General features: G+C 73.9%; 8 protein-coding genes. 3 read left to right on the top strand and 5 right to left on the bottom strand.

The genetic code is table 11. The features are described 5' to 3' along the window. Positions 1 to 63: 63 nt before the first annotated feature. Positions 64 to 492 (top strand): RidA family protein, encoded by a 429-nt coding sequence (locus tag PT931_RS03375; protein ID WP_363728486.1) that lies wholly within the window; start codon positions 64 to 66, stop codon positions 490 to 492. On the opposite strand, the gene hisF is transcribed toward PT931_RS03375, so the two are convergent. Next, complete coding sequence (hisF, locus tag PT931_RS03380; RefSeq protein ID WP_363728487.1) at positions 452 to 1,204, bottom strand: imidazole glycerol phosphate synthase subunit HisF; 753 nt, start codon at positions 1,202 to 1,204, stop codon at positions 452 to 454. The two genes, PT931_RS03375 and hisF, sit on opposite strands and share 41 nt — an antisense overlap. Positions 1,205 to 1,481: 277 nt before the next feature. Next, complete coding sequence (locus PT931_RS03385; RefSeq protein WP_456244218.1) at positions 1,482 to 2,363, bottom strand: LysR family transcriptional regulator; 882 nt, start codon at positions 2,361 to 2,363, stop codon at positions 1,482 to 1,484. Positions 2,364 to 2,435: 72 nt separating this feature from the next. Between PT931_RS03385 and PT931_RS03390 the strand changes: the two genes are divergently transcribed. Then, entirely contained in the window at positions 2,436 to 3,521 is a 1,086-nt protein-coding gene (locus PT931_RS03390; RefSeq protein WP_456244219.1) for an EamA family transporter, read from the top strand. 3,915 nt (positions 3,522 to 7,436) lie between these two features. Here PT931_RS03390 and PT931_RS03395 read toward each other — a convergent pair. The 3 genes from PT931_RS03395 to PT931_RS03405 form a co-directional block, all read right to left on the bottom strand. After that, positions 7,437 to 8,324, bottom strand: coding sequence for a DUF817 domain-containing protein (locus PT931_RS03395; RefSeq protein WP_456244220.1), 888 nt, complete (start codon positions 8,322 to 8,324; stop codon positions 7,437 to 7,439). Between the two features lie 95 nt (positions 8,325 to 8,419). Beyond that, complete coding sequence (locus tag PT931_RS03400) at positions 8,420 to 9,901, bottom strand: beta-N-acetylhexosaminidase (protein ID WP_456244221.1); 1,482 nt, start codon at positions 9,899 to 9,901, stop codon at positions 8,420 to 8,422. A gap of 136 nt (positions 9,902 to 10,037) precedes the next feature. Beyond that, positions 10,038 to 10,646 carry a TIGR03085 family metal-binding protein gene (locus PT931_RS03405; RefSeq protein WP_456244222.1) on the bottom strand — a complete coding sequence of 203 codons (609 nt, stop codon included), beginning with the start codon at positions 10,644 to 10,646 and terminating at the stop codon, positions 10,038 to 10,040. A 109-nt stretch (positions 10,647 to 10,755) separates the two neighbouring features. On the opposite strand from PT931_RS03405, the gene PT931_RS03410 reads away from it, so the two are divergent. Then, positions 10,756 to 12,576 carry an ABC transporter ATP-binding protein gene (locus tag PT931_RS03410; protein ID WP_456244223.1) on the top strand — a complete coding sequence of 607 codons (1,821 nt, stop codon included), beginning with the start codon at positions 10,756 to 10,758 and terminating at the stop codon, positions 12,574 to 12,576. Positions 12,577 to 12,615 lie beyond the last annotated feature (39 nt).

The following is a 12,615-nucleotide window of genomic DNA, read 5'->3' on the forward strand; positions in this document are numbered from 1 at the left end:
GGTGGCCCCGAAACTGTCCGAACAGGCCAGTGTCGATCCACGGTGTACCGGCGTTATCAGGACATGTCTGTGGAGCGATATACGACCGGCGGCCCGTGGGAGAGCCTGTACGGCTACGCCCGGGCCGTGAAGGCCGGCCCCTGGATCGTCACGGCGGGATGCACGGCCACCGTGCAGGGCGACGTGCGGTGCGTGGGCGACCCGGGCGGCCAGACCAAGGAGGCGTTCCGGATCGCGCTCGACGCGATCGTGGACGCCGGAGCCTCGGTGGGCGACGTGGTGCGGACCCGGATGTACATCACCGACCCGATGCACGCCGACGCGGTCGGCCGGGCGCACGGCGAGCTGTTCGGCGTGGTCAAGCCCGCCGCGACCGTGGTCGTCACCCGGCTGCTGCACCCGGAACAGCTGGTCCAGGTCGAGGTCGAGGCGTACCTGCCCGACGAGGACCTCAACGCACTGGCAGACTCGCCGCTCGAAGGGCTTCTTTGACCTGTGCGACGCTCAGCTGGCCGAAGTGGAACACGCTGGCCGCCAGCACCGCGTCCGCCCCGGCCGCCACCGCGGCCGGAAAGTCCCCGACCGCCCCCGCGCCCCCGCTCGCGATCAGCGGGATGTCGACCTCCGCGCGGACGGTGCGGATCAGTTCCAGGTCGAACCCGGCCTTCGTGCCGTCCGCGTCGATCGAGTTGAGCAGCAGCTCCCCGGCCCCCAGCTCGGCGACCCGGGCGGCCCAGGCGATGGCGTCCAGCCCCGTGCCGCGCCGGCCGCCGTGCGTGGTGACCTCGAAACCGTCCCCCGACCGGCGCACGTCCAGCGACAGCGTGAGCACCTGGCTGCCGAACCGTTCGGCGATCTCCCGGATCAGTTCGGGCCGGCTGATCGCGGCCGTGTTCACCCCGACCTTGTCGGCCCCGGCCCGCAGCAGCGCGTTCACGTCGTCGACGCTGCGCACCCCGCCGCCCACCGTGAGCGGGATGAACACCGTCTCGGCGGTCCGGCGCACCACGTCGAGCATGGTGCCGCGCCCGGCCACGGACGCGGACACGTCCAGGAACGTCAGCTCGTCGGCGCCGGCCGCGTCGTAGGTGGCGCCCAGCTCGACGGGGTCGCCGGCGTCGCGCAGGTCGGCGAACCGCACCCCCTTGACCACCCGGCCGTTGTCCACGTCGAGGCAGGGGATGACACGGATCGCGACGCTCATGCCCCCACCCTAGGCGGGTCCACCCGCTGGGACGGTCCCGGGTCAACCCCGAAAACAGGATCGGACGGTTACGGTGGGCCGCCCCCGGCACGCGGCGGTTCGCCCCTGTCCCCGGGCCGGGTCCCGGGCTCCGAAGCCCCCGCCCACCGCCCGGGCCACCGCCCCGGACCGCCGCACAGCCCTGGCTGCCCGGGCCCGTCCCCGTCCCCGGGTCGCGCGCGCCGTGCCGGCGCTGAGCCCCCGCCCGGGCCGGGCTGCCGCCCGCCCCGAGCCACCCTCACCCCCGAGCCGCCCAAGCCTCCCGCAACGCCCCGAGAGTCGCCCGGATCGCCGGCCGGTTCCCCGCCGCCGTCCGCCACACCACCACCATCCGCCGCGTGGGCGTGGGCGTCACCTCCAGGATGTCGACCCCCGCCGGGACCCCCGTCCGCGCCAACCGCGGCACCAACGCCACCCCGAACCCCCGTTCGATCAGCGTGAACTGCGTCGCGAACTCGTCGATCAGAAAGTCCGGCCGCACCCCGGGCAGCACCCGCAGCAACCACGTGTGGCAGATCGCCCCGGGGGTCGCCGAGATCCACCGCTCGCCGATCAGGTCCGCCAGCGCCACCGGCCCGGTGAACCGCCCGGCCGGGGCGAGCAGGTCCGCGACGTCGAAGCCGAGTTCGAGGTGCGACATGCCGGGCGGCAGTTCGAGGACCGCCTCCGGCCAGTCGTCGGCCACCGCGAGGTCGGCGAGCCCGCGGCGCACCAGGTCGAGGCCGACGTTCGGGTTGCCCTCCCGGACGGCGACGGTCAGATCCGGGTACGCCGCCGCCAGGGTCCCCAGCGCGTGCGGCAGCAGCCCCCGGCACGCGGTGGCGATCGACGCGACGGTCACCCGGCCCTCGACGGTGTCGCGGTGCGCGGCGACGGCGGCCTCGGCCTCCTCGACGGCGGCCAGCACCCGGCCGGCGTGGTCGGCGAGCACCCGGCCCAGTTCGGTGAGGCGGAGCCGGCGACCGTCCTTCTCGACGAGGGGCGCGCGGACCTCCCGTTCGAGTTTGCCGAGGTGCTGGGACACGGCGGACGGGGTGCAGTGCAGGGCGTCGGCGGCGGCGAGCACCGTCCCGTACAGCGAGACGGCGTGCAGGGCGCGCAGCCGGGCGAGCTCAATCATGTAGTAACCCTAAATCAATCCTGAAGAAGAATGAACTGGTGCTTCATGGTCATGGCGCGCAGGCTCAGGGGCATGAGACCCCGCGACCTCCTCCTGGCCCTGCTCGTCGCCGCCGTCTGGGGCGCCAACTTCGTCTTCCTGCACGTCGGGCTGGAGACGGTCCCGCCGCTGCTGTTCAACGCGCTGCGGTTCGGCTGCGCGGCGTTCCCGGCGATCCTGTTCCTGGGCCGGCCCCGGGTCGCGTGGCGCTGGGTGGTCGCGGTCGGCCTGGTGCTGGGCGTCGTCAAGTACTCCCTGCTGAACTGGAGCCTGGGCGCCGGCATGCCCGCCGGCCTGTCCTCGGTCCTGTTGCAGAGCGCCGCCGGCTTCACCCTGGTCATCGGCTTCCTGGCCCTGGGGGAGCGCCCGCGCCGCCGGCAGCTCGTCGGCCTCGGGATCGCCGCCTGCGGCATCGCCGTCGTCGGGTTGCGGATCGGCGGCGACCTGCCGCCCGTCGCGTTCGCGCTGCTGATCGGCGCTGCCGCCGCCTGGGGGGTGTCGAACGTGCTCACCCGCCGGGCCGCGCCGCCCGACGCGCTGCGGTTCATGGTCTGGGTCAGCGCCGTCGCCACCCTGCCGCTGCTCGCGCTGTCCCTGGTGTTCGAGGGGCCGGCCCGGGACCTGGCGGCGCTGCGCGCGATCGGCTGGCCCGAGGCGGGGGCGGTGTTCTGGGGCTCGATCGTGTCCACGCTGTTCGGGTTCGGGGTGTGGGGCGCGCTGATGCGCCGGTACTCCGCGGCGACCGTGTCCTCCTTCGCCCTCCTCGTACCCTTCTTCGGCCTGGGGTTCGCCGCCCTCGCCCTGGACGAACGGCCGCACCCGACGGACCTGGCGGGGGCGGTGCTGGTCGTGGGCGGGGTGCTGTGGGGAGCCAGGGCGGCCCGCCCGGCCGCCCCGACCCCGGCCACGCCGGCTCTGGCAGCGGCCCCGACTCCGGCCCCGGCCACGCTGGCCCCGGCCCTCGCGGCGGCCCCCGATCCAGCGGCCGCGCCGGTCCCGGGCCAGCCGGCAACCCCGGACACAGTCCGGAATGTGACTGGCCATTGTGGTGACTTGCCCGGTTCGGCAGAATTCGATCATGGCCGAGAGCAGGTTGCGGGAACACTTCCAGCGCGGTGACACCCTCGCCCTGGCCGGCCCCGACCCGACCGCCCCCGGCGCCACCCCGGCCGACTGGACCCCCGACCAACGGATCGCCGCCGAGGACATCGTCGCCCTGCTCCGGGGCGCGGCCCCGGCCGCCGAGGGCCGCACGGCGGCCGTCCGGATCACCGGCGCGCTGATCACGGGGCGGCTCGACCTGACCGACGCGGAGTTCACCCACCCCCTGGAACTGACCCGGTGCTGGATCGCCGAGACCGTCGTCCTCACCGACGCGCGGACCCGGGCGCTGCGGTTCAACGACTGCCGGCTCGACCGGGTCACCGCCCAGGGCCTGGTCGTGGACGGGCCGCTGGAGTTCGAGGGCGCGGTGGCCACCGAGATCTACCTGCCCGACGCGCAGGTCAAGGGCACCCTCAGCCTGGCCGGCGCGACGCTGACCAACCCGGGCGGCACGACCCTGCGGATCGACAGCACCACGATCGAGGCCGACCTGCACTGTTCGGCCCGCGAGGTCGACGGCCGGATCGTGCCGTTCCGCTCCACCGGGCAGCTCAACCTCCAGGGCGCGGTGGTCCGGTGCAGCGTGTACCTGCGCGGGGCCGAACTGACCGCCGACCCACCGACCTCCCTGGCCCTGTACGCGGAGAACCTCACCGTCGGGCAGAACCTGGCGTGCGGCGGCTTCATCGACCTGGCCGGTACCGACGCGGCCTGGTTCACCCTGCGCGGCCAGGCGACCCTGTTCGCGGCCACCGTGTCGGGGGCGGTGCTGCTGGAGGGCGCGGAGCTGTCGTACCCGGAAGGTGTGGTTCTCGACGCCACGCATCTGGGCGTGGGCAGCACACTGGGGTGCGGCCCGGCCCGGTACACGATCAGCTGCGCCGTCTGGTCGCCCGAACGTTTCGCCGCGGCCGGCGTCGCGGACCGCCGCTGTGCCGAGGAGCCCTGCCCCGGGCACGACGTCCTGGTGCCGTTCCGGGCCGACGGCGGCCTGCGGCTAGCGGACGCCCGGGTCGGCGGCTCGGTCTACCTGGACGCCGCCGACCTGCGCTCCGGCACCGACGGGCTGGCCGTGAACGCCGAACGCCTCAGCGTCGAGGGCGCGCTGATCTGCCGGCCGTTCGGCCCCGACCTGCGGCCCCGGATCCGGGGCACCCTGTTCCTGCGCAACGCCCGGCTCAGCGCGCTCACCGTCGACGGCGCGCTCCTGGAGGCCCCCGAACCGGGAGCGGTGGCCCTCGACGCGGGCGAGATCACCATCGGCCAGTCGCTGTCCGGGGTGGTGCTCGACGGGCTGCCGCTGGAGGTGCGCGGCCAGCTCCAGCTGCCCGGCGCGCGGGTCGGCGGCTCCATCGCCCTCGACGGCGCGCGGCTCCTCAACCCGGGCGGCGTGTCCCTGTTCGCCGAGCGGATGGTCGTGGAGGGGCACGTCTTCCTCCGGGCGCACGTCCCCGACGAGGACGAGGTGGAGTACTTCCGCTCCGCCGGCGCGATCCTGATGTACGGCGCGCAGGTCAACGGCGCGCTGCACCTGAACGGCGCGATCCTCGACAACCCCGGCGGCGTGACCCTCGACGGCTCCAACCTCACGGTCGGCAACGCGGTGATCTGCCACTGGGGCGGGGCGCTGATCCACCGCGACGACGGCCTGCGGGCCACCCTGCACTCGCGCGGCCGGATCGACCTGAGCCGGGCCACGGTCAGCGGCGACGTGGTGTTCGACGGCGCGTACCTGGAGGGCTGCCCGCTCTGGGAGTCCCACGTCGCCCTCGACGCCACGAACACCACGATCGGCGGCAACCTGTCCTTCCAGAGTGGACTGGACGGGACGGTGCCCATCCCCTTCGAGACGGTCGGCCTGCTGGCCCTCGCCGACGCCCGGGTCGGCGGCTCCCTGACCCTGGCGGGCGCGCTGCTGACCAGTCCGGGCGGCCGGACCCTGGACGCCGAGCGGGCCGTGGTCACCGGCGCCCTGTCGGCCCTGCCGGTGGGGGAGCTGCGGTTCCGCTCGCACGGCGAGTTCGTGCTGTCCGGGGCGACGGTCAGCGGTGCCGTCGACCTGGCGTACGCGGAACTGCTCGCCGCCGACCGGGTCGTCCCGGCCCCGGAGGTCCCCGAGGGCGTGGTCCGCGAGTCCACCGGGTTCGCGCTCCGGGCCGACGGCCTGCGCGCCGACGCGGACGTGATCCTGGCCGGCGGGCCCGACGAGCCGTTCGAGGCCCGGGGCGCGGTCAGCCTGTCCGGGGCCCGGATCGGCGGGAACCTGCTGCTCAGCGGCGCGGTCCTCGACGACCCGGACGGCATCGCCCTCGACGCCACCAACATCACGGTCGCCCGCAACGTGGACGCCACCGGCTGGGCGGGCGCGAAACTGCGGGTCACCGGCCCGGTGAAGATGTACGGCGGGCTGATCCAGGGCAACCTGATCCTCAGCGGCGCGGAGCTGCGCAACGCGTCCCGGCTGGCGGCGTTCGGCGGCGACCGGCTCACCGTCGAGCAGAGCCTGTTCGCCCACGGCCTGGTGTGCGTGCTGGAGAACCCGGTCGATCCGGGCGGGCCGGAGCCGGGGTCGCCCAGCTCCGGCGAGGGCGCGTTCCGGCTGCACAGCGCCACGATCCGGCACAACGCGGAGCTGATCGGGGCGCACTTCGAGGCGGCGTTCGGCCCGGCCGCGCTGCTGGACAACCTGGGCGTGGACGGCGACCTGTTCCTCACCGGCGGCTGGGTGGCGGGTGGGTTCCTGCCCCTGACCTGCGTCGGCACGCTGCGGCTGGGCGGCGCGAGGATCCGCGGCGGCCTGAACCTGAGCGGCGGCTCCCTGACCAGCGCCGACGGCCCGGCCCTCGCGGCGGACAACCTCACGGTCGGCCGCGACCTGTACTGCGGCCCCTGGCTCGGCGCCGGCCTGACCGTCACGAACGGCGCGTCCCTGGCCGGCGCGACCGTCACCGGCACCCTGATCCTCGACGCCGTGGTCATCACCGCCGACGGCACCGCCCTGGACGCGGCGAACCTGACCGTCGGCGGCGACCTGCGGGCCCGGCACCCGTTCACCGTGGACGGGGAGGTGTTCCTGTCCGGCGCGGTGATCGGCAAGACCCTGGACCTGTCGGGGGCGGTGCTGCGCAACCCGGACGCGGTGGCGTTCAGCGGGCAGTACCTGACCATCGCCGGGGACCTGCTGTGCACGGCGCGCCTCGCCGAGCGGGCCAACCCGGAGGGCGGCGTGGAACTGGGCCTGGAACGGTTCACCGCCGAGGGCACGATCCGGCTCGACGGCGCGCGGGTCGTGGGCACGGTCGACTTCGCGGACGCGGCGCTGTCGCGCGGCGAGTACCGCCAGTGGCGGGACGTACCCGTCCTGCTCGACTGCGTCCGGCTGGAGGCCCGCACCCTGCGCCTGCGCCCGCACGCCGCGGTGGGCGGCTGCGTGGACCTGATCGGCGCGCGGATCGGCGACCTGGAGTGCCGCAAGGCCGGCGCCGACGTCCCGCTCCGCCTCGACGGCCTCACCTACGACCGGCTGTCCCCGGCGGACCTGCATCCCCGGTTGCGCGGCCGCTGGCTCCGCGACGCCGAGGGGGTGTACGCGGCCCAGCCCTACGAGCAGCTCGCCGCCGTCTACCGCCGGCTCGGCCACCCGCGCTGGGCCCGGCTGACCCTGCTCCGCAAATACCGTGAGCTGTGGAAACGCGACTGGCGCCACCCGCGCCGCTTCCCCATCCAGCTCTGGCGGGGCCTACAGGACCTCCTGATCGGGTACGGCTACGCGCCCGGCCGCGCCGTGCTGTGGCTGATCGGCGCGTTCGCCGTGGGCACGGCCTACTTCTCCGCGCACCCGCCCCAGCCGGTCGCCGAACACCACCAGGCGGTCCTGCGCCCGTGGCTGTACGCCCTGGACGCGCTGCTGCCGACCTCACCCTTCGGGCATCAGGTGCAGTTCCGGCCGCACGGGTCGGGGTTCTGGGTCTGGTTCTCGCTGTCGGTGCTCGGCTGGCTGCTCGCGTTCGCGGTCCTCCCGGCGATCACCCGCTCGATCAGCCGGGAATAGGCGGCCGCCGCCGGCCGGTGGCGCACGGTCGCGACCAGCACGAAGCTCACGACCACCAGCAGCGACCACGCCCCGAACTTCGCCGCGTGCACCGGTTGCCACCCGCCCGCCTGGTACGGGTACCGCCACGCCCCCAGGTAGGTGGCGGCGTTCTCCGCGAGCCACAGGAAGAACCCGATCAGCACGAACGACACGGCCAGCGGCATCCGGTACCGCACCCGGCGGACCCGGAACGACACCCAGGACCGCCGGCACGCCCAGACCAGGGCCAGGGCCAGCGGCCACCGCAGGTCGGGCAGCCAGTGGTGGGTGAAGAAGTTCCCGTACACCGCGACGGCCAGGGCCGTCACCGGCACCGGGCGGTACCCGGACAGCTCCAGGTCGAACCGGCGCCAGGCGTGCAGGAGGTAGCTGCCGACGGCGGCGTACATGAAGCCGCTGTACAGGGGCACGTCGAAGAGCTTCGTGTGGCCGTGGCCGGGGTAGGTCCACGAACCCATCCGGACCTTGTAGACCTCCAGGGCGAACCCGACCAGGTGGAACACCCCGATCACGGCCACCTCGCGGGTCGTCTCCACCCCGGTCGCCCACAGCACCCCGGTCAGCAGCAGGCACCCGACGAGTACCGCGTCATAGGGCGCGAGCGGCAGCGCCACCAGCCGGGACAGCGCCAGGCAGCCGAACACCCCGACGGCGAACACGCAGCTCAGCGCCTCCTGCCAGCCGAACGCCAGCAGTTGGCCGATCCCGTGCCGCCACCGCCCCATGGCCGTGAGGCTACGAGCCAGGGGTGCGGACGGGGCGGGTGAGCTGTGAAGATTCCGCGACGGGCCCGGGCGACCAGCCGGGCCCGCGACGTGGCCTAGTCCAACGCCCGGTAGTTCACACCCTCCGCCTCGTACCGCAGCACCTGCGTCGCCAGCCGCTCCCGGAACCCGGCGACGTCCCCCGCCGTGCCCCACGCCACCTCGGCCACCGCCGCCAACCGCGGCAACAGGTTGTACTCCGCCCGCGCCGCGTTCGGCAGGTACTCCGTCCACAGGTTCCCCTGCACGCCGAGCACCCCGTCCCCGGGCCGGTAGCCGTACACCTTGTCCAGGGGCAGCGGGCCCGTGATCGACAGCGGCTCGCCGGGGGCCAGGGACTCGGCGTGGTCCAGGTAGAGGTGGCTCTGCGGGGTCGCGATCACCGGGTGCCCGGCCGCGAGCGCCTCGTCGACCCGCTCCGGCCCGCGCCAGGCCATCACGACCGCGTCGGCCGGCGCGCCCGCCCCGACCAGCTCGTCCCACACGACGACCTTGCGGCCGCGGGTGGCCAGGTGCTCCGCGAGCTGCCGGATCCACCACCCCAACAAGCCTTCGGGGGTACTGATCCCCAGCTCCGCCATCAGCGCCCGCGCGCCCGGGTTCTCCGACCACTCCCGGGGCGGCACCTCGTCCCCACCGAGGTGGATGTACTCGGAGGGGAACACGTCGACCAGCTCGTCGAGTACCCCGCACATGAAGTCGACGGTGGACTTCTCGACGTTGAGGACGTGTTCGCTGACCCCGAACCGGTTCATCACCTCGTGCTGGACGTCGGGCCGGTTGCCCAGCTCCGGGTACGCCGCGATGGCCGCCTGGGTGTGCCCCGGCAGGTCGATCTCGGGCACCACGGTCACCCCGAGCTTCGCCGCGTACGCCACGAGGCCGCGCAGCTCGTCCTGGGTGTAGTACCCGCCGTGCGGGGTGTGGTCGGACAGGTTGTCGAGGGTGTGCCCGATGGGGGAGGAGCTGCGGTACGCCCCGACGGAGGTCAGCCGGGGGTAGCGCTCCACGTCGAACCGCCAGCCCTGGTCCTCGGTGAGGTGCAGGTGGAACCGGTTGAGCTTGTGCGCGGCGAGCAGGTCGGCGAACTGGTACAGGAAGGACACCGGGTGGTGCCAGCGGCCCACGTCGAGCATCCCGCCGCGCCAGGCGTGCGCGGGGCGGTCGGTGATCCGGGCGCACGGCACGGACCAGTCCGCCGCGACCGGGGTCGGCGAGTACACCGACGGCGGCAGGAGCTGGCGCAGGGTCTGGACGGCCCAGCGGAGCCCGGCGGCGGTGCCGGCCTTGGCCACGACGCGGTCCTCCGTGACCTCCAGGGTGTAGCCCTCCGGGCCGAGGTCCCCGTCGGCGAGCAGCAGGGAGATCACCCCGGGGCCCGGTTCCGTGGAGGGCAGCGCGAGGCCGGTCGCCGGGGCGAGCAGCGCGCGGAGCAGGTCGGCGACCTCCGGCGCGTCGGGGGCGTGCACACCCGTGGCGGCCGTGAGCGGGAACCGCCCGGGGTGGGGCTCGTACGACGTGGGCTGCGGGACCAGCATGCCGACTCCTTATTGCAAGGTTCCTTCAATATTGCGCGAGGGTACCCCGTCGGCGGGCTCCGGCCCAGCCTGACCGGGTGCCAGGTCCCGGTGTCGGCGCGGATCGAGGTCGCCGGCCCGGCAGGAGCGGGTCCGCCTACAGCCCGAGCTTCGCCACCCGCAGCGCCCGTACCGACTCCTCGGGCCCGTCGTAGTCCACCCGCGCGACCCGCTGCCGCCCGAAGCAGAACAGCGCCAGCTCGCTCGGCGGCCCGGTCACCGTCACCGTGGGTGAGGTCCCCGCTGTCCGCTCGCCGACACCGGGCGCCACGAGCCGCACCGACTCGGCGCCCAGGAGGAGGCGAAGGGCGCGCAGCCGACCCCAGACGGCGTGCTCGAAGCCCTCGGTGAGATCGCGCGGCTCGAACCTCTCCGGGGCGCGCCGGACGTCCTCGTGGTGCACGAAGTACTCGATCAGGTTGACCGTCTCGTCGAGCGGCGCGATCCACCACGGCCGGTCCCGGACCAGCTCCACGAGCTCGGGATACGTCTTCCGGTCCCGCAGCGACGCGGCCACCTTGTCGGTCCAGCCGGCGAACGCGGGGATCCACACGCCGAGGCCCGCGTCGGGCCGGCGCTCCCGCAGCACCAGGTGGGCGGCCAGGTCGGCGGTCACCCAGTCGCCACACAGCGTGGGGGCGTCCGGGCCGACCTCCAGGAGCAGGTCGGCGAGCAGGTGCCTTTCACGGAGCGCGTAGGAGGTCATTCCGGAAGCGTAACCGCGTAACGGACAGTGATCTAGATCGCATTCGAGATGCGTTCGTCACGTTGAACAGCTAGAACTTGTAAGGACCAAGAACGGAAGTTGAGCTGACATGGACAATGGTGTTCTGGGCCGCGGGATGCGGGTGCTGGGCCAGGCCATCCGTGACGAACCAGGTCGGTTCGCGATCGCGGTGGCCGGTAGTTGTGTGTTCGGACTGACGACGGTGGCCAGCGCGTACGTGGTCGGCCGGGTGATCGGCGACATCGTCGTCCCCGCGTTCGACTCCGGACACGTGGCCGGCGGCTCGCTCGCCCTGGGCGCGGGCGCGATCTTCGCGGTGTCCCTGGTCAAGGTGCTCGGCATCCTGGGCCGCCGGCTCGGGGCGGGCGCGATGCAGTTCCACCTCCAGGCGACCTACCGGCGCCGGGTCACCAGCCGTTACCTCCAGCTCCCCCTCGCGTGGCACTCCAAGCACCCCACCGGCACCCTGCTGTCCAACGCGAACGCCGACGTGGACGCGGCCTGGTCCCCGATCGCGCCGTTCCCGATGGCCGTCGGCACCCTGGTCATGCTGGTCGGCGCGGTCGCGTCCCTGTTCGCCGTGGACTGGGTCCTGGCCCTGGTCAGCCTCGTCGTCTTCCCCGCAGTGTTCACCCTCAACGTCATCTACTCGCGGAAGATGTCCCCGAACATCACCCGGGCCCAGCAGCTGCGCTCCGAGGTCAGCGAGATCGCGCACGAGAGCTTCGACGGCGCGCTGGTCGTCAAGACCATGGGCCGCGAGGAGGCCGAGACCGTCCGGTTCGAGCAGCGGGCCAACGAGCTGCGCGACGCGATGGTGAAGGTCGGCCGGATCCGGGGCGCGTTCGACCCCGCGATGGACGCGCTGCCCCAGCTCGGCACGCTCGCCGTGCTGGTCGTCGGCGCGTGGCGGCTGTCGGCCGGCGCGGTCACGGTCGCCGACGTGGTGGCCGTGGCGTTCCTGTTCACGATCCTGGCGTTCCCGGTCCGCGCGATCGGCTGGGTGCTCGGCGAGCTGCCGCGCAGCGTCGCCGGCTGGGACCGGTTGCAGCACGTGATCACCGCGAAGGGCGACATGACGTACGGGGCGACGACCACCCCCGGCTCCGGCCCGGCGGTCCTCGACTTCGCCAACGTCGACTACTCCTACGACGACACCCAGGTCCTGACGGACGTGTCGTTCACCGTCCCCGCCGGCAAGACCGTGGCCCTCGTCGGCCCGACCGGCGCCGGCAAGTCCACGATCGCCTCCCTGGCCGCCCGCCTGGTCGACCCCGGTTCCGGCCGGGTCAGCATCGACGGCGCGGACGCCCGCAGCCTGAGCGGCGCGGCGCTGGCCTCGACCGTGGGCCTGGTGCCGCAGCTGCCGTTCGTGTTCGACGACTCGATCCGGGGCAACATCACGCTCGGCCGCGAGGGCGTGGACGACGACGCCGTGTGGGCCGCGCTCGACCTGGCCCAGGCGTCCGGCTTCGTCGGCAAGCTCGACGAGGGCCTGGACACCCGGGTGGGCGAGCGCGGCACCAGCCTGTCCGGCGGTCAGCGCCAGCGGCTCACCCTGTCCCGGGCCCTGGCCGGCGGCCCCCGGCTGCTGGTCCTCGACGACGCGACCAGCGCGGTCGACCCCCGGGTCGAGGCGGCGGTCCTCGCCGGGGTGCGCGGCTCCTCGGCGTCGGTGCTGGTCGTGGCGTACCGGCGGGCCACCATCGCGCTCGCCGACCAGGTCGTCTACCTCGAACAGGGCCGGGTGGTCGCGACGGGTACCCATGAGGAGCTCCTCGCGAAGGTGCCCGGCTACATCGACCTGGTGACGGCGTACGAACAGCAGGAGGCGCGCCGGGTCGAGGCGCTCGCCGAGGACCTGACCGACCCGGACGACATCGCGGAGAAAGAGCTGGAGGACGCGTGACCACGGCGACCGTCGAGGAGGTCGAGGAGTCGACCTACG

Source organism: Longispora urticae, assembly GCF_053902585.1.

Coding starts and splice junctions, on each gene's coding strand:
- PT931_RS03385 (WP_456244218.1), bottom strand. CDS start 2,363: ATGATTGAGCTCGCCCGGCTGCGCGCCCTGCACGCCGTCTCGCTGTAC.
- PT931_RS03405 (WP_456244222.1), bottom strand. CDS start 10,646: ATGACCTCCTACGCGCTCCGTGAAAGGCACCTGCTCGCCGACCTGCTC.
- PT931_RS03410 (WP_456244223.1), top strand. CDS start 10,756: ATGGACAATGGTGTTCTGGGCCGCGGGATGCGGGTGCTGGGCCAGGCC.
- PT931_RS03395 (WP_456244220.1), bottom strand. CDS start 8,324: ATGGGGCGGTGGCGGCACGGGATCGGCCAACTGCTGGCGTTCGGCTGG.
- PT931_RS03390 (WP_456244219.1), top strand. CDS start 2,436: ATGAGACCCCGCGACCTCCTCCTGGCCCTGCTCGTCGCCGCCGTCTGG.
- PT931_RS03400 (WP_456244221.1), bottom strand. CDS start 9,901: ATGCTGGTCCCGCAGCCCACGTCGTACGAGCCCCACCCCGGGCGGTTC.
- PT931_RS03375 (WP_363728486.1), top strand. CDS start 64: ATGTCTGTGGAGCGATATACGACCGGCGGCCCGTGGGAGAGCCTGTAC.
- hisF (WP_363728487.1), bottom strand. CDS start 1,204: ATGAGCGTCGCGATCCGTGTCATCCCCTGCCTCGACGTGGACAACGGC.